General features: G+C 47.1%; 18 protein-coding genes. 13 read left to right on the forward strand and 5 right to left on the reverse strand.

Translation table 11 applies throughout. The features are described 5' to 3' along the window. Nucleotides 1–20 precede the first annotated feature (20 nt). Entirely contained in the window at nt 21–1,385 is a 1,365-nt protein-coding gene (radA, locus tag BOQ04_RS01075) for a DNA repair protein RadA (protein WP_076022924.1), read from the forward strand. Between the two features lie 3 nt (nt 1,386–1,388). Here the strand turns inward: radA and prmB are convergent, their stop codons facing one another. From prmB to dapD, 3 genes are read right to left on the reverse strand one after another with little or no spacing between them, the layout of a single operon-like run. Continuing rightward, nucleotides 1,389–2,285 carry a 50S ribosomal protein L3 N(5)-glutamine methyltransferase gene (gene prmB, locus BOQ04_RS01080; protein ID WP_076022925.1) on the reverse strand — a complete coding sequence of 299 codons (897 nt, stop codon included), beginning with the start codon at nt 2,283–2,285 and terminating at the stop codon, nt 1,389–1,391. 25 nt (nt 2,286–2,310) lie between these two features. Further along, on the reverse strand, nt 2,311–3,462 hold the full coding sequence (gene dapE / locus BOQ04_RS01085) for a succinyl-diaminopimelate desuccinylase (RefSeq protein ID WP_076022926.1): 1,152 nt from the start codon (nt 3,460–3,462) through the stop codon (nt 2,311–2,313). Nucleotides 3,463–3,470: 8 nt separating this feature from the next. Next, the gene (gene dapD, locus BOQ04_RS01090; RefSeq protein ID WP_076022927.1) at nt 3,471–4,298 is read right to left on the reverse strand and encodes a 2,3,4,5-tetrahydropyridine-2,6-dicarboxylate N-succinyltransferase; all 828 of its coding nucleotides are present in this window, start codon (nt 4,296–4,298) and stop codon (nt 3,471–3,473) included. Nucleotides 4,299–4,470: 172 nt separating this feature from the next. Here dapD and smc point away from each other — a divergent pair, with 172 nt between their 5' ends. From smc to ligA, 3 genes are read left to right on the forward strand one after another with little or no spacing between them, the layout of a single operon-like run. Then, nucleotides 4,471–7,992 carry a chromosome segregation protein SMC gene (smc, locus tag BOQ04_RS01095; protein WP_076022928.1) on the forward strand — a complete coding sequence of 1,174 codons (3,522 nt, stop codon included), beginning with the start codon at nt 4,471–4,473 and terminating at the stop codon, nt 7,990–7,992. A gap of 18 nt (nt 7,993–8,010) precedes the next feature. Continuing rightward, the gene (locus tag BOQ04_RS01100; RefSeq protein ID WP_076023157.1) at nt 8,011–9,069 is read left to right on the forward strand and encodes a cell division protein ZipA C-terminal FtsZ-binding domain-containing protein; all 1,059 of its coding nucleotides are present in this window, start codon (nt 8,011–8,013) and stop codon (nt 9,067–9,069) included. Nucleotides 9,070–9,080: 11 nt separating this feature from the next. After that, on the forward strand, nt 9,081–11,093 hold the full coding sequence (gene ligA, locus BOQ04_RS01105) for an NAD-dependent DNA ligase LigA (RefSeq protein ID WP_076022929.1): 2,013 nt from the start codon (nt 9,081–9,083) through the stop codon (nt 11,091–11,093). Between the two features lie 16 nt (nt 11,094–11,109). Here ligA and BOQ04_RS01110 read toward each other — a convergent pair whose 3' ends face one another. Together BOQ04_RS01110 and map are read right to left on the reverse strand one after the other, a co-directional pair. Beyond that, nucleotides 11,110–13,710, reverse strand: coding sequence for a [protein-PII] uridylyltransferase (locus BOQ04_RS01110; RefSeq protein ID WP_076022930.1), 2,601 nt, complete (start codon nt 13,708–13,710; stop codon nt 11,110–11,112). Between the two features lie 3 nt (nt 13,711–13,713). Then, nucleotides 13,714–14,550: a type I methionyl aminopeptidase gene (map, locus tag BOQ04_RS01115; protein ID WP_076022931.1), complete on the reverse strand. Its 837-nt coding sequence runs from the start codon at nt 14,548–14,550 to the stop codon at nt 13,714–13,716. A 258-nt stretch (nt 14,551–14,808) separates the two neighbouring features. On the opposite strand from map, the gene rpsB reads away from it, so the two are divergent. The 9 genes from rpsB to bamA all read left to right on the forward strand — a co-directional run bounded on the left by rpsB (nt 14,809) and on the right by bamA (nt 24,262). After that, nucleotides 14,809–15,558: a 30S ribosomal protein S2 gene (gene rpsB, locus BOQ04_RS01120; protein WP_076022932.1), complete on the forward strand. Its 750-nt coding sequence runs from the start codon at nt 14,809–14,811 to the stop codon at nt 15,556–15,558. Then, complete coding sequence (gene tsf, locus BOQ04_RS01125; protein WP_076022933.1) at nt 15,558–16,442, forward strand: translation elongation factor Ts; 885 nt, start codon at nt 15,558–15,560, stop codon at nt 16,440–16,442. Before rpsB ends, tsf begins: the two co-directional genes overlap by 1 nt. A gap of 175 nt (nt 16,443–16,617) precedes the next feature. Further along, on the forward strand, nt 16,618–17,328 hold the full coding sequence (pyrH, locus tag BOQ04_RS01130) for a UMP kinase (RefSeq protein ID WP_076022934.1): 711 nt from the start codon (nt 16,618–16,620) through the stop codon (nt 17,326–17,328). A gap of 11 nt (nt 17,329–17,339) precedes the next feature. Continuing rightward, nucleotides 17,340–17,900: a ribosome recycling factor gene (gene frr / locus BOQ04_RS01135; RefSeq protein WP_076022935.1), complete on the forward strand. Its 561-nt coding sequence runs from the start codon at nt 17,340–17,342 to the stop codon at nt 17,898–17,900. A 31-nt stretch (nt 17,901–17,931) separates the two neighbouring features. Continuing rightward, complete coding sequence (gene uppS / locus BOQ04_RS01140; protein ID WP_076022936.1) at nt 17,932–18,705, forward strand: polyprenyl diphosphate synthase; 774 nt, start codon at nt 17,932–17,934, stop codon at nt 18,703–18,705. Between the two features lie 23 nt (nt 18,706–18,728). Continuing rightward, complete coding sequence (locus tag BOQ04_RS01145; RefSeq protein WP_076022937.1) at nt 18,729–19,556, forward strand: phosphatidate cytidylyltransferase; 828 nt, start codon at nt 18,729–18,731, stop codon at nt 19,554–19,556. A gap of 5 nt (nt 19,557–19,561) precedes the next feature. Then, nucleotides 19,562–20,749: a 1-deoxy-D-xylulose-5-phosphate reductoisomerase gene (ispC, locus tag BOQ04_RS01150; RefSeq protein ID WP_198929269.1), complete on the forward strand. Its 1,188-nt coding sequence runs from the start codon at nt 19,562–19,564 to the stop codon at nt 20,747–20,749. Nucleotides 20,750–20,774: 25 nt separating this feature from the next. Further along, nucleotides 20,775–21,917, forward strand: a complete 1,143-nt coding sequence (locus BOQ04_RS01155) for a M50 family metallopeptidase (protein ID WP_076022939.1) — start codon at nt 20,775–20,777, stop codon at nt 21,915–21,917. Further along, entirely contained in the window at nt 21,914–24,262 is a 2,349-nt protein-coding gene (gene bamA, locus BOQ04_RS01160) for an outer membrane protein assembly factor BamA (protein ID WP_076022940.1), read from the forward strand. The genes BOQ04_RS01155 and bamA overlap by 4 nt, the downstream gene beginning before the upstream one ends. The last annotated feature ends 1 nt before the right edge of the window (nt 24,263 follow it).

Below are 24,263 nucleotides of genomic sequence, written 5' to 3' on the forward strand. Positions count from 1 at the left end.
TCATTTAATTAGGTAAAGCTTTGGCCAAGGTAAAAACGATTTATATCTGCCAGTCCTGCGGTGGCACCTCTGCTAAGTGGCAGGGACAATGTCCCTCTTGCCAGGCCTGGAACACGATGGAAGAGGGTTTGCCGGAGGTAAGTGCCAATTCGCGTTTTCAGGGATTGGCCCAAGCACTACCAAGACAAAAACTATCTGCCATTACGGCAGAAGACTTGCCTCGCTTTTCTACAGGCGTTGAGGAGTTTGACCGCGTATTGGGCGGTGGTCTCGTTCCCGGTGGAGTAGTCTTGTTGGGCGGGGATCCTGGTATCGGCAAATCAACTTTGCTATTGCAAGCTCTGGCTGAGATGAGTTCTGCAGGTATGAATGTGCTTTATAGCAGCGGCGAAGAATCAGCAGCCCAAATTGCGCTGCGAGCAAAGCGGATTGCACTCGACGCACCTCAGCTAGAGGTGCTTGCAGAAATTCAGCTCGAAAAGTTGCTCTCCATTATGGATACCGTTAAGCCTCAGGTATTGGTGGTGGATTCGATTCAGACCTTGTATTCAGAGGTGCTGAGCTCAGCGCCAGGATCGGTTGCTCAGGTTCGTGAGTGTGCCGCACAACTTACCCGAGCAGCTAAGTCGAGTGGTATTTGCGTATTAATGGTTGGCCACGTCACAAAAGACGGTCATTTAGCTGGGCCGCGTGTGCTTGAGCACATTGTTGATACTGTTTTGTATTTTGAGGGTGACACCCATTCTTCATTCCGTTTAGTTCGCTCCATTAAGAATCGCTTTGGAGCCGTCAATGAACTTGGCGTTTTTGCAATGACAGAGAAGGGTTTGCGCGGTGTTGCCAATCCTTCAGCAATCTTTTTATCCCAGCATGCTGAAATGGTCCCTGGCGCTTGCGTTCTTGTGACCCAAGAGGGTAGTCGCCCCTTGTTGGTGGAGATTCAGGCTTTAGTGGATACTGCCCACATTCCCAATCCAAGAAGGTTGGCGGTTGGACTTGAGCAGCATCGTTTAGCCATGTTGCTGGCGGTATTGCATCGTCATGCTGGCGTTGCGTGTTTTGATCAAGATGTCTTTTTAAACGCCGTAGGTGGTGTGAAGATTTCTGAGCCAGCAGCTGACTTAGCAGTGTTGCTGGCGATTCAATCGTCGATACGTAATCGCGCACTGCCAAAAGAACTCATTGTGTTTGGTGAGGTTGGCCTAGCTGGAGAAATTCGTCCATGCCCTCGTGGTCAAGAGCGCCTTAAAGAAGCGGCAAAACTTGGGTTTACGGTGGCGATTATTCCGAAGGCGAATATGCCGAAATCTAAAATTCCTGGTTTGCGTGTGATTCCAGTTGAGCGGATTGATCAAGCCATTGCCGCTGCTGCCGAGCTAAGTTAACTTCTAATGCAGATCTTCCGCCTGAATTAAGAGAACTTGCTCTTCGCCGGCAGAAACCTCCATCCAGATGACTGGGATTTGTGGAAAGGCATTTTTGAAGTTCTCATATTCATTGCCAATTTCAAGAAGGAGTGCGCCGCGTTCAGTGAGGTAGTCAGGTGCGGCGGCAATGATGCGTCTAATCAAATCCATGCCATCTTCACCACCGGCTAGTGCAAGCTCAGGCTCTGCGTGATATTCAGCAGGCAAAGTATTCATCGAGCTGGCATTCACATAAGGAGGATTGCAAATAATTAAATCAAAGCGATTGTCATCATTCGCTTCAGGCAAGGCATCCCACAGATCGCCATCTAATAAATCAATCTGGGAGCTAAGACCATGGCGATCTAGATTGCGTGATGCAACCGCCAGCGCAGGAAGACTAATATCACATGCGGTTACCTGAATATCTGGGCAGCTTAACGCTAGCAAAATCGCTAGTGAGCCATTACCAGTGCAAAGATCAAGCGCCTTGCCATCGGCGGGTAACCAGGGTTCTAAGGAGCCATCGGTAATCAGTTCGGCAATCCAAGAGCGCGGCACAATGCTTTGCTCACTGCAGAAAAAGGGAACGCCCATTAACCAGGCTTCACCCAGAATGTAGGCAAGTGGTTTGCGCGTTTGAATCCGCTCCTGGGTGATTTCCAATGCTTTAGCTTGATCTGTTTCGCTGATCAAGTCATTCAAGTGATCAAGTGCCTCTGCAGGGCTCATATCCAGTTGCTTGCTAACTAGCCACAAGGCTTCGCTGCGAGCATCGATAGCGCCATGACCGTAGTGCAAATCAGCAGCTTCTAACTGCTGTGTAATATGATCAATAAATTGGTTAATGCTGATTACTTGGGCAGGCTCAGGGTCCATGATGGATTAGTTAGATTTGAGGAAATTAAGCAACAAGTTGCTCAAGGGTCTTGCGATAAATATTTTTCAAGGGTTCGATGTCATCAACAATGACGCTCTCATCAATCTTGTGACTAGTGGCATTGAGTGGGCCGAATTCAACTACTTCTTTGCAGATCTTGGCAATAAAGCGACCATCACTGGTGCCGCCAGTAGTTGATAGCTCAGTATCAATTTCTGTTTCAGTTTTGATGGCATAGCGCAGAGCATTAGCCAGGGCACCATCCCCAGTAATAAATGGGTTACCACTTAAAGACCATTCGATTTCAAACTCAACCCCCGCAGCCTTCAGTATTTGCTCTAAGCGTTCGCGTAATTGCTCAGGCTTACTCTCGGTAGAAAATCGAAAGTTGAAATCAATGGCAAGTTCGCCTGGAATCACGTTGTTGGCACCAGTACCAGCGTGAATGTTGGAGATCTGAAAACTAGTCGGCTGAAAATATTCATTACCTTTATCCCACTCGGTCTCTACCAGATTCTGAATAGCAGGCGCTGCTAGGTGAATTGGGTTTTTTCCAAGATGTGGGTAGGCAATATGCGCCTGAATTCCTTTGATCTTGAGCTTGCCAGATAGGGAGCCGCGACGACCATTCTTAATCATATCGCCCAAGTAATTTACAGAGGTTGGCTCACCAACGACACAGTAGTCAAGCCGCTGACCGTGTTTTGCAAGACGTTCACACATGATGACAGTGCCGTCGTGTGCAGGCCCTTCTTCATCGCTGGTAATTAAAAAGGCGATGGAACCTTGGTGGTCGGGGTGTTTGACAACGAATTCCTCTGCGGCAACTACAAAGGCTGCGAGAGAGGTTTTCATATCAGCGGCACCACGACCATATAAGTAGCCATCACGAATACTTGGCTCGAAAGGATCGCTGGTCCATTTTTCCAGTGGGCCAGTTGGAACAACATCAGTGTGTCCTGCGAAGAGAAGAACCTTCCCCTGATCGCCAGACTTACCTTTTTTGATTGCCCACAAATTAGTTACTTGGAATGATTCTGGTCCACTGACCACGCTCTCAGTATGAAAGCCGATCGCTTTGAGGCGATCGGCAATCAATTCTTGGCAGCCGCCATCTACTGGCGTAACAGAACGACAGGAGATGAGGGCTTGAGTTAGCTCAAGAGTGGCGCTCATAAAAAGTCTTAGTCGCGGAGTAATTCATTGATGGCAGTTTTTGCTCTGGTTTGAGCATCCACTTTCTTCACAATGATTGCGGCATAAAGACTGTACTTGCCGCAAGCAGATGGCAGTGAGCCAGGAACCACTACGGAGCCAGCAGGAACGCGGCCGTAATGAACCTCGCCAGTTTCGCGATCGTAAATTTTGGTACTTTGACCAATGTAGACACCCATTGAAAGCACAGCGTTTTCTTCGATAACAACCCCTTCAACAACCTCGGAACGAGCCCCGATAAAGCAGTTATCTTCAATAATGACTGGACCAGCTTGGATCGGCTCTAAAACGCCGCCAATGCCTACGCCACCAGAAAGGTGTACGTTTTTACCAATTTGAGCGCAAGAACCCACGGTCGCCCAGGTATCAACCATCGTACCTTCGCCTACATAAGCACCAATATTGACATAGGAGGGCATTAAAACAGCATTTTTGCCAATAAAGGAGCCGCGACGGGCTACTGCAGGAGGTACTACGCGAAATCCACCTTTGGCGAAGTCCTCAGCAGTGTAGTTTTCAAACTTGCTTGGAACCTTGTCATAGAACTGGGTAAATCCACCCGCGGACATTGGTTTGTTGTCTTCAAGGCGGAATGAAAGCAAAACAGCTTTCTTGACCCACTGATTGACTTCCCATTTGCCAACGCTTTGGCGTTCAGCCACGCGAATCGTGCCTGAATTAAGGCCTTCAAGTACCGCATTGACTGCATTGCGGATTTCCGCTGGGGCAGCCTCTGGAGAGAGGTTTGCGCGGTTTTCCCAGGCTTGTTCGATGATGCTTTGTGGTGATTGGCTCATGCTTTTTAGTTAACTATCAGATTGTTAAGGGATTTTGACCCTGAAGGTAGATTTATCATTATATCGGTGGGGCAAAATCCCGTCCGAGAAGCCCTAAGCTTGCTATCATCTTCCAACTTAAGTTTTAAATAAATTACCTCCTTTCTGACCCTTTTTCCCTACAAAGTCCGCCGTGCAACTGAAATCCATCAAACTTTCCGGCTTTAAGTCTTTCGTTGACCCAACCCATTTTGAGATGCCAGGCCAATTAATTGGCGTAGTTGGTCCAAATGGTTGTGGAAAATCAAACATCATTGACGCTGTTCGTTGGGTCTTGGGTGAATCCCGCGCCAGCGAACTGCGCGGCGAATCCATGCAAGATGTCATCTTTAATGGTTCTGGATTGCGTAAACCTTCAGGGCGTGCCAGTGTTGAATTGATTTTTGATAATTCAGACGGTCGGGCACAAGGGCAGTGGGGTGCATTTACCGAATTAGGGGTCAAGCGCGTTTTGACTCGTGATGGCAACTCTAGTTACTACGTTAACAACCAAGTAGTGCGTCGTAAAGATATTCAAGATATTTTTCTGGGCACTGGTATGGGCCCGAGAGGTTATGCCATTATTGGTCAAGGCACCATTAATCGTATCTTGGAATCTAAGCCTGAAGAATTGCGCGTCTTCTTGGAAGAGGCCGCTGGTGTTTCAAAATACAAAGAGCGTCGCAAAGAAACTGCTTCACGATTGGAAGATACCAAAGAGAATTTAGTTCGTGTAGAAGATATTTTGCGCGAGCTTGAGCAGCAACTCAATCGCTTAGAAAAACAAGCTACCGTAGCAGAGCGTCATGCCGAACTTTCAGCGCAGATGAAGTCGCAACAACAGCTCTTGTGGTTCGTGCGTCAAACTGAGGCAGGTAAGGAGCAAGAGCGTCATGCCAATGGTATACGTGATACTCAGGTGAGCCTTGAAGAGCAAACCGCCAAGCTACGTCATGCCGAGGCTGAATTAGAAACCATGCGTACTCATCAGTACGCGTTGCAGGACAAAGTATCACAGGCCCAGGGCGATCTCTACCAAACCAATTCTGATGTAAGTCAAGTCGAGTCTCAGATTCATTATGTGCAAGAGGCGCGTCAGCGCTTACAACAGCAAACCCAGGATTTACAGGCGCAGCTCCAACGTTGGACAGTGCAAGAGCAGGATGCAGCGCAAGCACAGCGTTCTGCTGAACACGAGTTAAGTCTGGCTGTAGAAAAGGAAGAGTCTTTGCTTGCTGATTTGGCCGGCTTGCAAGAGCAAATGCCTGGAAGCGAAGAGATGTATCAAGTCAATATGCGTGAGTTAAATGAAGCACGCAATCATTTGGCTTCGATTGATCAAAGATTGGCTAGCTTAGGCGAGCGCACTCGCTCTTTGAGTGCGCAGCTGGATGAATTAAAGGGTCGCGAAACCCGTCTGAATGGTGAGTTAGGCGGTATGCGTAAGCCCGATGCGGAAGCCTTGCAAATGGCGCTTGATCGTCATGCAATGGCTCAACGTAAAGTCGAAGAGACGCGTAACCGTGCGATTGAAACCCAACAGCGCGTTCCAGCGGCTGATGAGGCGCGCAGTACTGCCCAGCAACAAATTCAATCTGCTAATCAAGATTTGGCTCAAACAGAAGCCAAATTGACAGCCTTAACCGCTTTGCAGGCCAGCGTGCAAGCACAAGGCAAGATTGGTCCTTGGTTAGAAAGTAAAGGTCTTAAAGAAAGTAAGCGCCTTTGGCAAGAGTTAAAGGTAGAGAGTGGCTGGGAAGCCGCTCTGGAGTCAGTTCTGCGTGAACGCTTGGCAGCCATTACTGCTAAGAGCGTTCAGGAAACGTTAGCACTTGCACAAGAGGCGCCACCAAGTCGCTTGGCTATTTTGCTCACCGATGAAATTATCCCCGCACATACCGCGATACCCGCTAACTTCATAGCGTTGCTTACTCGCGTACAAAGTGCAGGTGCGCCTGGAGTGGCTGCTGTATTAGAAGAGTGGCTTGACAATGTTTATATTGCTGACAGCATAGAAGATGCTTTAAACCGTCGTGAAAAATTACCAGCCGGCGGTGCCTTGGTAACTCAGCAAGGTCACTTAATCAGTCGGGTTGGTGTTCAGCTCTATGCAGCTGATTCTGAGCAAGCTGGCATGTTGGCGCGCGCTCAAGAAATGGAAAGTCTTGAGAAGCAATTACGGGCACAACGATTAATGCAAAGTGAATTGCAAGGTGAGCTGGATCAATGCGTCGCCAATTATCAAGCTGCCCATCAAGCGGCGGAACAAGCTCGTATCGCCGCTGAACAAGCTGTGCAAGAAGCGCATGGCTTTGAAGTTGAAAGAATGCAGTTAACTCAGGCTGAAGAGCAATATAGTCAGCGCGCCACGCAAATTCAAGGTGAGTTGGGTGAGCTACGTGAGCAAATGGAACAGCTTGGCGTAAACCAAGAGCAGTCTGCTGCTGAATTGATTCAAACCGAAGAGACTAAGCAAGCTTGTGGAGAAGGTCTGGCGATTGCTCAAGAAAAATTAGAGCAGGCCAGCCAAGAGCGTGATCATTTACGCGAATCTCTGCGTATTGCTGAGATGGCAGCACAAGAAGCAGCCTTTACGACTCGCTCCCTGCAGCAACGCATCGCTGATTTGCAGCGCGATCAAAGTACTGCACGTACTCAGATCATGGAGATTCAGGATAAGCATGCTTTGGCCGAGCAAGAGCTTGAAACTTTGAGCGATGTTGAGGCGCAAGAAAAATTACAGGGTTTATTGGTTACCCGCAGTGAGCGTGAAGGTTTGCTTGCGAATGCCCGTACGGAACAAGATGCTTTATTGCATCAACTGCGTGAAGCTGATGAAGTGCGTATGCAAATAGAGCGTAGCTTGCAGCCCATGCGCGATAAGGTGGTTGATTTGCAATTGCGCGAACAGGCTGCTCGTTTGAACTTTGAACAGTTCGCAACCTTGCTGGCAGATGCAGAGGCCGATTTAATTGCGCTTGAGGCCAGCTTCAGTGCTGACCTCAAGGTGGGTGCATTGCAGACTGAAGTAAATCGCTTAACGAGTGAAATTCAATCGCTCGGACCAGTCAATATGGCAGCCTTGGATGAATTGGCTAGCTCACGTGAGCGCAAGCAATTCCTCGATGCGCAATCAGCTGACTTAAATGAGGCCATGCAAACCTTGACGGATGCCATTGCTAAGATTGATGCTGAGACACGTGACTTATTGCAAGGCACATTTGATCAAGTAAATGGTCATTTTGGACGGCTATTTCCTGAGTTATTCGGTGGCGGTCATGCTGAATTGGTAATGACCGGGGAAGAGATCTTGGATGCGGGTGTTCAGGTAATGGCTCAGCCGCCTGGCAAGAAAAACAGCTCTATCTACCTGCTTTCCGGTGGAGAAAAAGCCTTGACTGCCATTGCCTTAGTTTTCTCATTATTCCTTTTGAATCCAGCCCCATTCTGCTTGCTTGACGAGGTTGATGCACCATTAGATGATGCGAATACCTTGCGTTACGCGCAAATGGTTGCCAAAATGTCAGATAAGACCCAGTTTGTATTTATCTCGCACAACAAGATCACTATGGAAATTGCTCATCAATTAATCGGTGTGACCATGCAGGAACAGGGCGTATCTCGAATTGTGGCTGTCGACATTTCCTCTGCGGTGTCGATGGTGGAGGCTGCCTAAGTGAATTTAGAGCAAATCATGACAAGCCTTGGATTGTCTGAATTGCAATTTGCTTTGGCGGTCATTGGCCTCCTGATATTGCTGTTCGTGCTCATATTAAATATTTACTATGCTCACGCCCGTCGTAAAGCGGGCTCTCAAAGGGATCTTGCACTCGATGAGCTTTTTGTAGCAAGAGAGCCCAGTTTGAATGCGGGTTTTGCACAGGCAGCAAATCAAGAGCGTGTAGAACCTTCATTGGGTGAGTCAACAAGCAATACGCCACCCGCAACGATTTTTACAATTGATCCTCGTATTGATTGTGTGATTACCTTGCGCTTTGATGAGCCTATTAGTGGCGTAGAGCTTTTATCTGAAATAGAGGCTTTGTCAGATGAAGGGGGTGCGCCACACTTACCTTGGATCTGCGAAGGTTTAAATGCGGATGATGGTGCACCTGAGGATTGGGAGCAATTAAAAGCAGATGCAAGCTACGCCGAATTACAGCTTGCGATGCAGCTAGCTAATCGACGTGGTCCGATTGGAGTGCTCGAGTTATCCGATTTTTGCTCCCGCGCGCAAGCACTTGCAGAAACTCTAGGGTCACAAATTGATATGCCTAGCGTGAGCGCTATGCTGGAGAGTGCCAAGGAGTTAGATGTATTGGCTGCTGAAAGTGATATTCAATTAAGTATCAATGTGGTGTTTGATCAGCCACTTCGATGGGCGAACTTTGATGCTCTTATGCGTCAACGTAGTTTCCAATTGGCGCGAAATGGAAGGCAATACGATTTTTTCAGCAATGGTAGTCTTATTTTTAATAGTGCTGATGTGGATCCTAATAAACCCGTTGCTCAAGTAACCCTCTTATTGGAGGTGCCCTTGGTAAGTCATGAAGAACGTGCCTTTGAGAGAATGTTAAGTGAGGGCGTAGAGATTGCGCAGGCTGTTCATGGCCGGCTAGTGGATGACAACGGCATCAATTTAACTGAAAACACTGTCATCACTATTCGTCAGCATTTAGACATCCTCTATGCCAATCTTGAGAAGGGTGGCATTGCTGCTGGCTCTTCTACTGCCAATAGACTTTTTAGTTAAGGACCACCCTGTTGTCCTCAAGTTCGCCAAATTTAGCGGAGCGCTACGCTTTTTTACAAGGTGAGTTAGCCCGTCTAGAGCATGCTTACTACGTGCTCGATAACCCCCTATTGCCTGATAGTGAATATGATCGCTTGTATCGTGAGATGCTCGAGATTGAAGCAGTTCACCCAGAGTGGGTAAGTCCCCAATCCTTATCCCAGCGTGTTGGTGGAGTCGCCTTAAAAGAATTCGATACCGTTGTGCATGTAGTGCCCATGTTGTCGCTCAATAATGCCTTTGAGGATGCAGAGTTAATTGCCTTTGATCGCCGTTGTCGTGAAGGATTGCATGTAGATCACGTGACGTTTGCTGGAGAATTGAAGTTTGATGGCTTGGCGATTTCATTGCGTTATGAGGATGGAGTCTTGGTCCGCGCTGCAACTCGTGGTGATGGGGCAAGTGGTGAAGATGTAACGGCTAATATCAAAACGATCCGTGCAATTCCGCTTCAGTTGCTTGGCAAAAATATTCCGAAAGTCCTTGAGGTGCGCGGTGAGGTCTTCATGTATCTCAAAGATTTTGAGAAGATGAATCAACAAGCAGCAGCTCTGGGGGAAAAGGAGTTTGCCAATCCTCGTAATGCTGCAGCAGGCAGCTTGCGCCAGTTGGATTCTAAAATCACCGCTAAGAGACCCCTGTCTTTTTTCGCCTATGGCCTGGGTGCATTAGAACCCCAGTCTTGGCTACCAAGTACGCATGAGCAGTTATTAAATGCATATGTCCGGCTTGGTTTACCTGTATGTCCAGAGCGGCGGCTATTGCATTCGGTGGCAGAAATTCTGGATTTTTATAACGAGATTGGCGCTAAGCGCGATTCACTCCCCTATGACATTGACGGCGTTGTCTATAAGGTGAATTCTTTTGCAGAGCAAGCTAAGTTGGGCTTTGTTTCAAGGGCACCTCGTTTTGCTTTGGCTCACAAATATCCAGCCCAAGAAGCCTTGACAACTGTTTTGGGAATTGATGTTCAGGTTGGTCGCACCGGTGCAATTACCCCAGTAGCGCGTTTAGCCCCCGTTGAGGTTGGCGGCGTCACTGTTACTAATGCCACCTTGCATAATGAAGATGAGGTGAAGCGCAAAGATGTCCGTATTGGTGATACGGTTTCGGTTAGGCGTGCAGGGGATGTCATTCCTGAGGTTGTTTCGGTAGTTAAAGAGCGTAGACCGGTAAATGCCCAGCAATTTGTCATGCCAGTTCGTTGTCCGGTATGTGATTCTCATATCGAACGTTTGAGTGATGAGGCAGTGGCTCGTTGCAGTGGCGGCCTCTTTTGTGCAGCCCAGCGCAAGCAAGCCTTAATTCATTTTGCACATCGTAGGGCGATGGACATTGAAGGTCTCGGCGAAAAAATAGTGGATCAATTAGTTGACCTCAATTTAGTCAGAACTCCAGCAGACTTATATCGACTTGGCTTTACCGCCTTAGCTAATCTTGAGCGTATGGGTGATAAGTCTGCAGACAATCTCATGCAAGCAATAAATCAATCCAGAAACACGACCTTAGCTAGATTTATCTTTGCCTTGGGCATTCGCCATGTGGGTGAGACGACTGCTAAAGACTTGGCCAATCATTATGGCTCTATGCACTCCTTAATGGATGCTTCTCTGGAAGACCTTCTCACAGTCAAGGATGTCGGTCCTGTAGTAGCTGATTCCATTACCAGTTTTATGCAAGAAGCCCATAACCGTGAGGTAATTGAGCAGTTGCTTTTCTCGGGTATGCAACTTTCAGTGGAAGAAAAAATCTTCAGCGCAGCTGTTTCTGGAAAAACCTTTGTACTGACAGGCACATTCCCAACTATGACGCGCGATGAGGCAAAGGATCTCTTAGAAAAGGCTGGCGCCAAGGTAGCGGGATCTGTCTCTAAAAAGACCGATTTTGTTGTAGCGGGCTCTGATGCTGGTAGCAAGTTAATTAAAGCAGAAGAGCTTGGTGTGCCCATCATTGATGAAGCTGCCATGCTTGAGTTGTTAAGCTAGAGCCGCTCTAGGAGTCTTAAGCTACCAAAGCCTCTAAGAGTTCAGTCTCAAGCTGTATTTGTAATTTCGGATTTTTACTCAGATTCACAGCGTCTAATAGCAATACGTCCTCTACGCGCTCACCTAGGGTATTAATGCGCGCAGTGTGAAGTGAAATGTGGTGTTTCGCCAGCACTCTGGAAATTGCATATAACAAACCAGTGCGATCACTAGCAGAAATCGACAATGAGTAATAGCGACCCCGATCATCAGGAGTCATGTGGACTCGAGGCTGAATTGGGAAGGTGCGAGATTGCCTGGAGAGACGACCCATACTTGCATTGGCGAGCGGTTCAGCGTTCGTAAGAGCTTCGGTAAGCTCGTACTCAACTAACTGAATGAGGTCACGATATCCACCACCTTCGCTTACTAAATTACCGCCTGATATCTGGAAAGTATCCAGTGCATAACCACTATTGGTTGTGTGAACTCGGGCATCCCAAATGGAGAAGCCGTGACGCTCAAAGTAGGCGCAAATGCGTGAGAATAAATCCTCTTGGTCTTTGACATAGACGGCAACTTGTAGGCCTTCGCCTATGGGTGAGAGGCGCGCACGTACGACTGGTTTATCACTATCGACTTTATTAAACAGATGGCGTGTCAGCCAGGCGATGTCTGCTGAATCCTGGCGCAAGAAAAATCCAACATCCAATTGCTTCCAAAAATTTTCATAAGCAGAATCTTCGATGCCATAGAGGCGCAATTTGGTTCTGGATTCTTCTTGGCGCTGAGCAAACTCAGAGGAGGCATCTGGTTTAGCACCGCCAAGCACTCTGAGTGTCGCTCGATATAAATCTTCGAGTAATTTGCCTTTCCAGGCATTCCATACTTTTGGACTGGTTCCCCTGACATCAGCAACAGTGAGTAGGTAGAGTGCGGTTAAATGACGCTCATCCCCAACCTTCTTGGCAAATGCCCTAACAACATCTGGGTCAGTAATGTCTTGCTTTTGAGCAACCTGACTCATTTGTAGATGTTCAGCAACCAACCAGATTAACAATTCTGTATCGGCCTTGTCTAGGCCATGCTCTTTAGCAAACTTACGGGTATCGGCTTTTCCGAGAAGGGAGTGATCACCACCGCGTCCTTTTGCGATATCGTGAAAAAGAGCGGCAATCACTAGCAGCCATGGTTTCTCAAAGTGCGCAATCAGGCGACTGCAAAAAGGAAATTCATGTGCATGTTCAACCACCATAAAGCGCCGTACGTTGCGTAACACCATCAGTATGTGTTGATCAACGGTATACACATGGAACAAGTCATGTTGCATCTGACCGACAATTTTTCTGAAGGCTGGTAAGTAACGCCCCAGCACACTAGTGCGATTCATTAGCTGAAAAGCTCGGCTCACACCCTCTGGTTGCTTTAAGAGCTCAATGAAGAGTTTCCGATTGCTAGGATTATTACGCCACTGCGCATTCATTCTGTGGCGTGCGTTATACAGGGCTCTGAAAATTGTGGCTGACAAGCCCTTGACGCTGGAAGTTTGTGAAAAGACTAAAAAGGTGCGCAGGATTTGATCGGGATCTTTTTCATAGAGCTGCGGATCTTTAATATCAAGTACGCCTTGGCGTTCAATGAAATGTTCATTTCCTTCGCCTGGTATGGGGTAAGTGGTTTTGGATTCTTTAGGAAAAAGCAGTGCCTCAATATTTTGTAAGAGCACATCATTGAGCTGGGTTACCGCTTTTGCAGCCCAGTAGTAGCGCCGCATAATGGCTTCACTAGCAAGGCGTGAAGAGTTCTCTTTGATACCCATAGCTGCCGCTAAGCCTGCTTGCAAATCAAATACAAGTACATCCTGTCTACGGCCCGCTAACAGATGCAGGTTAGCGCGCAAGGTTTCCAGGAAGCGTTGATTGCGCGTGAGCTCTTTAAGTTCATGCTCAGTAATCAAGCCTTCTAGATTTAAGTCTTTAAATGTATTCCCTAAATGTGCAGCTTTACTTACCCAGGAGATCACCTGAAGATCACGCAGGCCGCCGGGGCTTTCTTTGCAGTTGGGCTCCAGTGAGTAGGGGGTGCTTTGATATTTGTAATGACGTTGTATTTGCTCTGCTAACTTTGCCTGAAAGAATGCTTTCGGGTCGAGTGTTTTTGCAAACGCAGATTCAAATTCTTTAAATAAGATTTTTTTGCCACAAATTAGGCGTGACTCCAGCATGGCAGTGCGCACAGTAATATCTTGTTCTGATTCAGAAATGCACTCCGATACAGATCGAACGGATGAGCCAATTTCAAGGCCGGTATCCCAGCATTTAGCTATAAAGGATTCGATCTTGGTGGCTAAAATTTCTTCAAAGAGTTTTTTATCACTAGGAACCAAAATCAGAATATCGATATCGGAGTAGGGGAATAGGCTGCCTCTACCAAACCCACCTACAGCAATCAGTGCGGCCTGATTATTCAAGCCACATGTATCCCACAGGCTAATCAGTAATTGATCGCTTAATTTTGTTAAGGTCTTTGCTAGCCTACCAACAGATTGTGTTTTACGAAATTGGGCATACGCTTGCTCGCGTGCAGCTCGTAGCTGGGCAATATCCGTAATGTGATTGGCTTGTGTTGCGGCTTGCATTGCCTAAGCGATGACAGGCGTAGGTCGGAAGGATAAGCCTTTGACGCAATCGGGTGGGGGATTGCTGCCCTCTGACCAAGTAAGCACCTCAACGCCAGTTGCCGTAACTAAAAGTGTGTGTTCCCATTGCGCCGAGAGGCTACGATCCTTAGTTTTCACGGTCCATTGATCTGGCATCGTGCGAATTTCGCGGCGACCAGCATTAATCATTGGCTCAATCGTGAAAGTCATACCTTCAACCAATTTCTCGCCCGTGCCGGCGCGACCATAGTGAAGAATTTGTGGATCTTGGTGAAACACCTTGCCAATGCCATGACCACAATATTCTCTGACGATGGAGTAGCCCGCATTTTCAGCATGTCTTTGAATCACATAACCAATGTCACCCAATGTAGCCCCAGGTTTCACTTGGGCGATGCCAAGCCAGAGGCATTCGAATGTAATTTGAGTCAGGCGCTTGGCTAAAACTGAAACATCGCCAACCATAAACATGCGGCTGGTATCGCCGTAATAGCCATCTTGGGTAATTACGGTGATATCTAGGTTTACGACATCACCCGATTTGAGGACTTTTCCCCCGGGAATGCCATGACAGATGACATCGTTTACGGATGTGCAAATGGATGCTGGAAATGGGGGGTATCCAGGGGGTTGGTAATTTAATGGGGCAGGGATGGTTTTTTGGACGTCACGCATATATTCGTGGCAAATCCGATCAAGCTCACCGGTGCTCACCCCAGGCTTTACATGGGGGGTCACATGGTCCAAGACCTCGCTGGCTAAGCGGCCAGCCTCACGCATCCCTAAGATGTCTTTTTCGGCAGTAAATACACTATTCATGTCTTGATTATCAACGACTTGACGAATTTTAGTTACCCATAATTGCCTAAATATTAGGCAAAAAACCTCAATTTACCCTCTCCAGCCCCTATACCTCCAGTGACAGCGACTAGATAAACGTCGCTAGAGTACTGATATTTAAGCTATAATTCGGTTCTCAAGACTTTTTTGACTTGAAATCGCGGGTTAAGCCTTCCAGGGTGGCGTTTTTTAGCGCAGCTAGGACTTAACCTTAGAACACAACCCTTAGGAGAAGTTATGTCAGTAACTATGCGTCAAATGCTGGAAGCCGGTTGCCATTTTGGTCACCAAACCCGTTTCTGGTCCCCAAAGATGGCCCCTTATATTTTCGGCCATCGCAATAAAATCCACATCATCAACTTGGAAAAAACATTGCCAATGTTTCAGGACGCCCTGAAGTTTGCAAAACAAGTTGCTGCCAATCGTGGCACTATTTTGTTTGTTGGTACAAAGCGCCAGTCCCGTGAAATCATTGCTGAAGAAGCTGCACGTGCTGGTATGCCTTACATCGACAGCCGTTGGTTGGGCGGTACGCTCACCAACTTCAAAACCGTCAAGGGTTCGCTCAAGCGTTTGAAAGATATGGCAGTTGCTAAAGAAGCGGGCGACTGGGAAAAGCTTTCCAAGAAAGAAGCTTTGACAAACGACCGTGATCTCGACAAGTTGCAAAAAGCACTTGGCGGTATTCAAGATTTGAATGGCGTTCCTGATGCTATTTTTGTAGTGGACGTTGGGTATCACAAGATTGCTATTACTGAAGCCAACAAGCTTGGTATTCCTGTGATTGCTGTAGTGGATACTAACCATTCACCAGAAGGTGTTGATTACATCATTCCTGGTAACGATGACTCCAGTAAAGCTGTTCTTCTGTACGCTCGTGGAATTGCTGATGCAATCCTTGAAGGTAAAGCAAGTTCAACTCAAGAGATCTTGACTGCTGTTAAAGAGGGTGAAGAGGAGTTTGTTGAAGAAGGGAACGCAGAATAATGGCCGCTATTACCGCTGCAATGGTTGGCGAGTTACGCGCCAAGACGGATGCTCCAATGATGGAGTGCAAAAAAGCTTTGACCGAAGCCGATGGGGATATGGCGAGAGCGGAAGAAATTCTGCGCGTCAAATTAGGTAGCAAAGCTGGTAAAGCAGCTTCACGCGTTACTGCTGAAGGTGTTGTAGCTTCGTTTATCAATGGCACTACTGGCGCTCTGCTTGAAGTAAATTGCGAAACTGACTTCGTATCTAAGAACGATGACTTTTTGGCTTTTACTGCTGACTGTGCAAAGTTGGTTGCTGAAAATAATCCTGCTGATGTCGCTGCTTTGTTGGCCTTACCTTTGAATGGCTCTACTGTGGATACGATTCGCAGCGCCTTGATTGGTAAGATCGGTGAAAACATCATGCCACGCCGCTTCAAGCGTTTTGCTGGTAGCAATAAGCTGGTTTCCTACCTGCACGGCACACGTATCGGTGTAATGGTTGAGTTTGAAGGCGATGAAATTGCCGCTAAAGATGTGGCTATGCACATTGCTGCGATGAAGCCAGTGGCTTTGTCGATGGCTGATGTACCTGCTGAGTCAATCGCTATTGAGCGCAGCGTTGCTGTGCAAAAGGCGGCTGAATCTGGCAAGCCACCAGAGATCGTTGAAAAAATGGTTGAAGGTTCTATCCAGAAGTACCTCAAAGAAGTATCTTTGTTGAACCAAACTTTTGTGAAGAACGACAAGCAAACCGTTGAACAGATGCTCAAGGCTGCCAATACAACTATCAAAGGATTTACGATGTTTGTTGTTGGTGAAGGTATTGAAAAGCGTCAAGACGACTTTGCAGCTGAAGTAGCCGCACAGGTTGCTGCTGCGACTAAAGCTACAGCGTAATCGTTGCAGGCTCTGGCCGGACTGAAATGCTCAAAAGGGCATAGAAACCTTGGTTTCTATGCCCTTTTGTTTTATTGAGCCCAAGCCCTTTATAATTCAGCTGAGATATTAAAAGTACTTAAAGATCAATAAGCTAAGAGAGTAAATTGCTTAGCAAATTACGGAAAAGATAATCATGCCAACCTACAAACGCGTCCTACTAAAACTATCAGGTGAAGCCCTTATGGGGGATGATGCTTTCGGTATCAATCCAGTAACCATTGACTTAATGGTGAAAGAAATTGCCGAGGTGGTGAATAGTGGGGTCGAGTTGGCAATTGTGATTGGCGGTGGAAATATTTTCCGCGGAGTGGCTGGTGGGGCAGCAGGCATGGATCGCGCTACAGCTGACTATATGGGTATGTTGGCAACCATGATGAACTCCCTTGCCTTGCAAGATGCCTTGCGTCAAAAGGGTGTCGAGGCACGCGTTCAATCTGCTTTGCGTATGGATCAGGTAGTTGAGCCCTATATTCGCCCGCGCGCCATTCGCGCCTTAGGTGAGGGTAAGGTGGTTATATTCGCAGCCGGTACGGGCAATCCTTTCTTTACAACAGATACTGCCGCCGCTTTGCGTGGCGCTGAAATGGGTGTCGAAATTGTTCTGAAAGCAACTAAGGTAGATGGCATTTATACCGCTGATCCAGTGAAGGATCCGAGCGCCACTTTGTACAAGACCATTACTTTTGATGAGGCCATCATTAAGAACTTGCAGGTTATGGACGCGACGGCCTTTGCTTTATGTCGCGATCGCAAACTACCAATCAAAGTGTTTTCGATTCTTAAACCAGGCGCTCTCATGCGCGTGGTCCAAGGAGAGTCTGAGGGCACGTTAGTACACGTTTAATAGGAGGCTTGATGTCTGCAGCAGAAATTAAAACCAATACCGATCAAAAGATGCAAAAGTCTCTTGATGCATTGAAAACCAACTTAGCCAAAATTCGTTCGGGTCGTGCAAATCCAGGAATTTTGGAACACATTCAGGTGGACTACTACGGTAATCCAACGCCCTTGAGTCAGGTAGCTAGCTTAGGCTTGGCCGATGCCCGCACCATCAATGTTCAACCCTTTGAAAAAACAATGGTTGCAGTCATTGAAAAGGCTATTCGTGATTCTGATTTGGGTTTGAATCCAGCTTCTCAAGGCACGGTTATTCGTGTTCCAATGCCAGCCTTAACTGAAGAGCGCCGTCGTGACTTAACAAAGGTAGTAAAAAACGAAGGTGAAGAGGCCAAAATTGCGATACGTAATTTACGTCGTGACGCTAATGAGCATCTTAAACGCCTAACCAAGGATAAGGAAATCTCTGAGGATGAAGAGCGCCGTGCAACTGACGAAATCCAAAAGATGACTGATAAGGCGGTTTCGGATGTGGACAAGATTGTTTCTGAAAAAGAAAAAGAGATCATGACGGTTTAGCCGTCGCCGATTTGATTTTTACTTTTACCCCATGACGAGCCACGCTAGTTCCACGCAAACTATTCCAGAGGTCAGTGCGATTCCACGTCACGTGGCAATCGTCATGGATGGTAATGGTCGCTGGGCAAGCAAACGCCTTATGCCTAGGGTAGCGGGTCACTCAGAAGGTCTTGGTGCTGTCCGCAAGATTGTTGAAGAATGTCGCAAACTCGGCGTTCAATACCTCACTGTGTTTGCATTTAGTTCCGAGAATTGGCGCCGCCCACCCGAAGAGGTGGGCTTTTTAATGAAGCTGTTTCTGAAATCGTTGAAGGGTGAAGTATCGCGCCTTGCAGAAAATGATATTTCATTGCGGCTTATTGGAGACTTAAGTCGTTTTGATTCTGCCATCCAAGAGATGGCGCAATTTTCTGAAGAAAAAACAGCTGGCTGCAAAGGTTTGACTTTCACGATTGCTGCTAACTATGGCGGACGCTGGGATATTTTGCAGGCGATGCGTCAATGCCTGGCAAATAATCCAGGCTTACAGCCTGAGCAAGTGACAGAAGATTTGCTCACCTCTTATTTGTCGATGGCTTATGCCCCTGAACCGGATCTATTTATTCGTACCGGTGGCGAGCAGAGGGTCAGCAATTTCTTGTTGTGGCAACTCGCTTATACCGAGTTATATTTCACTGATGTCTTATGGCCTGACTTTGATGTAGCCCATTTACATCGCGCTTTCGACTGGTTTTCTCAGCGAGAGCGTCGTTTTGGCCGCACCAGTGCGCAGCTTGCATCGGCGGGCGCTGACAATCCAGTCTGACCTTCATTTACTAAACTCCCCTCATGCTAAAAACCAGAGTGCTTACTGCCATTGTTCTTTTGGCGGTTCTTTTGCCGATCTTATTTTTCCTGCCGCCCATTTACTTGAGTATATTTTTGTTGATTGCTGTTGTTGCTGCAGCCTGGGAGTGGAGTCGTATGATTGCACCCAATGCTAAGTACTCCGCTTGGATTTATGCCGCCTTATGTTTATGTATTATTTTTGCTTTGTTTGGCTTGAATGATCCGACTTGGCAGTTTGGCTTGCTGTTTATTGCTGTTTTGTTTTGGTTTTTTAATGCACCTTTTTTGCTTGCCAGGGGGATGAGGCTATCTTTAGAGAAGTGGCGTTATTACTATGGAGTCTTGGGTTTAATTCTTTTGCCAGCCACATGGTTTGCCCTGATTTTCTTACGAGAAATCGGCCTTATTTTTATGCTTTCCACTATGGCTTTGGTGTGGATCGCCGATATTGGTGCTTACTTTGTCGGCAAGGCTTTTGGAAAGCGCCGCTTAGCAGCTCAAATTAGCCCTGGTAAGTCAGTGGAAGGGGCCTTGGGTGGCATGGTGCTCTGTTATGTATATGCACTTGCCTGCGTATTTTTTCTCCCTTTGGACGCCACGTTATTTGGCGCCTGGGCATTTCGTTTTGGTTGGATTCCGCTTTGGTTGATGGTCACTGTACTGGTAGCCTTTAGTATTTTTGGTGACTTGTTTGAGTCCCAGTTAAAGCGCTTGGCAGGAGTTAAAGATAGTAGTCAGCTTCTGCCTGGTCATGGCGGCGTCTTAGATAGGGTAGATGCCTTATTGCCGGTCATGCCTATTGCTGCCTTGTTAGCTGGATTTATTTGATGGCTATTCAGCGTGTAGCAATTCTGGGCTCTACGGGCTCTATTGGGGTAAGCACTTTAGATGTGATTCGAGCTCACCCCGATCGCTTTCAAGTAGTTGCCTTAACAGCAGGTCGGCAGGTCGAACGCTTGGCTGAGCAATGTCTTGAATTCAAACCCCTGATTGCGGTTGTGACTGATGCGGTAGGGGCGAGCCGGTTGTCAGACTTGCTGCGCGAGCAACATTGCACAACAGGGGTTTTATACGGCCCAGAGGCATTAGTGAGTGCAGTGCTAAATTCTGACTGCGATACGGTAATGGCAGCCATTGTCGGTGCTGCCGGTTTGGCCCCTACATTAGCGGCAGCCAAAGCGGGGAAGCGGGTATTGTTGGCAAATAAAGAATCATTGGTAATGGCTGGCGATTTATTTATGCAAGCTATGAAGTTGGGTGGTGGCGAGTTATTGCCAATCGATAGTGAGCACAATGCCATTTTTCAATGCTTGCCAGCAGACTTTACGAGTGCCCCGCAGGCAAGTTTCGGTGTTGAAGAGCTATGGTTAACTGCTTCTGGTGGCCCATTTAGAAACACCCCCCTTGCAGATTTGGCCATGATTACTCCCGATCAAGCTTGCGCCCATCCCAATTGGGTGATGGGTAGGAAGATTTCGGTGGACTCTGCCACCATGATGAATAAAGGCCTGGAAGTGATTGAAGCTTTATGGTTATTTGGCCTACCTTTGGAAAAAATTAAGGTGGTAATTCATCCACAAAGCGTAGTGCATTCTATGGTTCGGTATCGAGATGGTTCTGTCATTGCTCAAATGGGCCAACCTGATATGCGAACACCGATTGCATACGGACTTGCATGGCCAGAAAGAATCGACGCAGGAGTCGCGCAGTTAAATTTGACGCAGCTTTCTGCTTTAAATTTTGCCGAACCTGATCTTGAGCGTTTCCCGTGCTTGAATATGGCATTTACTGCAGCCCGGGCTGGAGGTACAGCTCCCACGGTATTAAATGCGGCCAATGAAATTGCTGTCGCTGCATTTTTGGATCAAGGCTTGCCTTATTTGCAGATACCCGCAATCGTAGAGCAGACTCTTGACCAAATTCAAGTCAGTCCCGCCACTTCCATAGAGCATCTCTTGGAGATGGACGCTCAAGCTAGACAGTTGGCGGGTAAATTGGTTACGCAAGTCAGCTCCCGTTGATGGGTTCTTTAAGGAGTCCCTTTTCTTGCATCCCTTGATCACGCTACTAGCATTTATTGCAACCCTCGGTATCCTGGTAACTTTTCATGAGTTCGGGCATTACTTGGCTGCTCGCTGTTGCGGTGTGCGGGTTTTGCGCTTCTCATTGGGCTTTGGCAAGGCAATTTTTACCTATCGTTTTGGAGGTAATCAAAATGCAACCGAGTGGGTGATTGCTTCGATTCCCTTGGGTGGCTATGTCAAGTTATTGGATGGTCGAGATCGGCAGCAGCTTATTTCAGAGATCGATCGAACTAAAGCATTTGATCTTAAGCCCTTATGGCAACGCTCAATCATTGTGGCTGCTGGCCCCCTAGCTAATTTTGTATTGGCCATTCTTCTCTTTGCGGCAATTTACCTTAGAGGTGCTCCCCAGGTGCCATCCTTTTTACAAGCTCCTCCCGAGAATTCGGTAGCAGCCAGGTTGGATATACAGGCGGGGGATCGGGTAATTGGATGGAAAGAGTTGGGTGCAACCCCTGGTGCCAATGAAGAAGAGGGTGGCTTTGACCCGATTTTGAGTTGGAATGCCCTGCGCTGGAATCTCCAGGATGCCATCACTGCTCGACAGGGCTTTGTGCTGGAGGTGCTAGCGCCATCTAAAGACATTTATATCAAGGTCATTCAGAAGGCTGATTTACCCAGGCTGGACCCCGATTCAGACCCATTTTTGACTCTTGGGCTCCTGCCAGCCCCGATCTCCGCAGATGGGATGCAAGTGCTCAAACTGGGCCCTGTTGACGCTTTGGTTTATGCGGGCAAAAGGGTTTGGCAAATCACCAAGGTTTCTACTCGGATGATGCTTGGATTTTTGACTGGAAATACCTCATTTAAGCAGCTTGGAGGCCCCTTGAGCATTGCTGATATGGCTGGGAAGTCAGTCCAGGTTGGCTGGCAGCCTTTTTTAGGGTTTTTAGCGCTTCTTAGCATCAGTATTGGCCTATTAAATTTGGTGCCTTTACCAATGCTGGATGGGGGTCAGCTACTGTATGATGCATGGGAGTTGGTTTCCGGTAAGCGGATTTCGATATCCATGCAAGAGCATTTTCAAAAAATTGGCTTTTTCTTGTTGATTTCGATGTCTCTTCTGGCTTTGTTTAACGATTTGCAACGCTACTTTTTATCTTGAATTTTTTAACCTCTTCATTCCGCGCTGTTACCCATTTTGCTGTGCAGGCTGCTTTTATATTTTTGGCTACCCTCAGTGTTAATGCACATGCAGCTGATACCTTTGTCATTAAGGATATCCGCATCGAAGGTTTGCAGCGCGTTGAGCCTGGAACCGTATTTAGTTACTTACCAGTTCAGGTTGGTGATACATTCAACGAAGAGAAAAGTGCTGAAGCAATTAAAGCTTTGTACACCACCGGCTTTTTTAAAGACGTTCAAATTCAAGCTCAGGGCGATGTATTGATTGTCATCGTCGACGAGCGCCCAACGATTTCCCGAATTGAATTTACCGGCATGAAAGAGTTCGACCAGGAAACGGTACGCAAATCTTTGAAGGCGGTAGGGGTTGCAGAAGCCCGCTTCTATGATAAGGCTCTGATTGATAAAGCCGAGCAAGAATTAAAGCGTCAATATGTCGGTAAGGGAATGTATGCCGCAGAAGTCGTGGCGACGGTTACTCCTGTTGAGCGTAATCAAGTGGCTATCTACTTCAATATTGATGAAGGCCCTACAGCAAAAATTCAAGAAATTAAATTTATTGGCAATCAAGAGTTTAGCGAAAGTACCTTGACTGGCATGATGCAGTTAAAAACGGGCGGCTGGCTGTCTTGGTACAGCAAAGATAATTTGTATTCCAAGCAAAAGCTGACTGCTGACTTGGAAACAATCCGTTCGTATTACCTCAATCGTGGCTATTTAGAGTTTGCCATTACCTCCACTCAGGTTTCTATTACGCCCGATAAAAAAGGGATTTACCTGACCATTAGTGTTAAAGAGGGGCAGAAGTTCACCGTGAAGGATGTTCGTCTGGCTGGTGATCTATTGGGCAAGGAAGATGAGCTCATGCAGTTAATTACCCTAAAGCAGGGTGATACTTATTCTTCAGCCAAGTTAACTGAGAGCACTAAAGCAATCGCAGAAATTCTGGGTTCATATGGTTATGCGTTTGCAGTTGTTAATCCCCAGCCCGATATTCGCCGTGAATTAAGCGAGGTAGATCTCACTTTGGTGGTTGATCCTGGTCGACGTGTATATGTCCGTCAAGTGGTCATTACTGGCAATGCAAAAACACGCGATGTGGTTATTCGTCGCGAGATGCGCCAATATGAGAGCTCTTGGTTTGATAGCTCCAAAATTGACTTGTCGAAAAAGCGTGTAAATCGCCTTGGTTACTTTACCGAGGCTGAAATTACCACTGAAGATGTCCCCGGAGTGTCTGATCAAGTGGACGTTAAAGTAAATGTGAAGGAAAAGCCCACAGGATCGGTATCTGTTGGCGCGGGCTATTCTTCTACAGAAAAAATCATGCTTACCGCCGGTATTAATCAGGACAATGCATTCGGTACTGGAACGGCTATTGGCTTGAACGCTGGCCTGGGTAAGATTAATCAAAGCTTAACCCTGTCGCAGTATGACCCATATTTCACGGATGATGGTATCAGTCGTTACTCTGATGTCTACTACCGCTCATCTAAACCGCTTTATTACGTAGGCGATCCCGACTATCAAATTAAGTCCGTTGGTACGAGTCTGAAGTTTGGTGTTCCGTATACCGAAGTAGATCGTGTGTTCTACGGTACAGCGTTTGAGGCGTTCCAAATTAGTTCCACAGTAAATACGCCTCAACCCTATCTCAACTACATGCAGAGTTACGGGGTGGCTGCTCCTGGTTATCCAGCTACTTTGAATACCTATAACGTTCCAGTGACCGTTGGTTGGACAAGGGATGGCAGGGATAGCGCTTTAATTCCTTCTACAGGTTCTCTCGAGACATTATCTGCAGAAGTGGGTACTCCAGTTGCTAATATGGAATATTGGCGTCTTTATGGCAAGTATCAGCAATATCATTCCTTTGATAAAGGCAATATCTTGTCTTTCAATGGAGAGGTCGGTTATAGCCAGGCTTATGGTAGCAACCCCTTCCCGATTACTAAAAACTACTATGTTGGAGGTATCGGTTCCGTTCGTGGCTATGCGCCAGGCTCATTGGGCCCCACCTACTACAACACACTTGCAGGAATTTGGATGCCAACAGGTGGCCAATCAAAGATTGTTGGTAATGTGGAATACACTGTTCCAGTGCCGGGGACTGGTGTTGACAAGACTCTGAGAACCTTTGTCTTTACCGATGGCGGTAATGCTTTTGGAAGCAATCTTAATCTGGTCTTGCGCTACTCTTACGGTATAGGTTTAGAATGGATATCACCGTTGGGACCGCTAAAATTCAGTTATGGTATTCCGATCAGCCCACAGCCTACGGATAATATTCAGCGGTTACAGTTCCAGATCGGTACAGCGTTTTAAT

Origin of the sequence: Polynucleobacter sphagniphilus (genome assembly GCF_001953355.1) — a bacterium.
Classification (GTDB): Bacteria; Pseudomonadota; Gammaproteobacteria; order Burkholderiales; family Burkholderiaceae; genus Polynucleobacter; species Polynucleobacter sphagniphilus.

Bases quoted from the DNA above. Each gene is read 5' to 3' on its own strand.
- prmB (WP_076022925.1), bottom strand. From the start codon at position 2,285: ATGGACCCTGAGCCTGCCCAAGTAATCAGCATTAACCAATTTATTGAT.
- dapE (WP_076022926.1), bottom strand. From the start codon at position 3,462: ATGAGCGCCACTCTTGAGCTAACTCAAGCCCTCATCTCCTGTCGTTCT.
- dapD (WP_076022927.1), bottom strand. From the start codon at position 4,298: ATGAGCCAATCACCACAAAGCATCATCGAACAAGCCTGGGAAAACCGC.
- BOQ04_RS01100 (WP_076023157.1), top strand. From the start codon at position 8,011: ATGACAAGCCTTGGATTGTCTGAATTGCAATTTGCTTTGGCGGTCATT.
- BOQ04_RS01110 (WP_076022930.1), bottom strand. From the start codon at position 13,710: ATGCAAGCCGCAACACAAGCCAATCACATTACGGATATTGCCCAGCTA.
- map (WP_076022931.1), bottom strand. From the start codon at position 14,550: ATGAATAGTGTATTTACTGCCGAAAAAGACATCTTAGGGATGCGTGAG.
- rpsB (WP_076022932.1), top strand. From the start codon at position 14,809: ATGTCAGTAACTATGCGTCAAATGCTGGAAGCCGGTTGCCATTTTGGT.
- tsf (WP_076022933.1), top strand. From the start codon at position 15,558: ATGGCCGCTATTACCGCTGCAATGGTTGGCGAGTTACGCGCCAAGACG.
- pyrH (WP_076022934.1), top strand. From the start codon at position 16,618: ATGCCAACCTACAAACGCGTCCTACTAAAACTATCAGGTGAAGCCCTT.
- frr (WP_076022935.1), top strand. From the start codon at position 17,340: ATGTCTGCAGCAGAAATTAAAACCAATACCGATCAAAAGATGCAAAAG.
- uppS (WP_076022936.1), top strand. From the start codon at position 17,932: ATGACGAGCCACGCTAGTTCCACGCAAACTATTCCAGAGGTCAGTGCG.
- BOQ04_RS01145 (WP_076022937.1), top strand. From the start codon at position 18,729: ATGCTAAAAACCAGAGTGCTTACTGCCATTGTTCTTTTGGCGGTTCTT.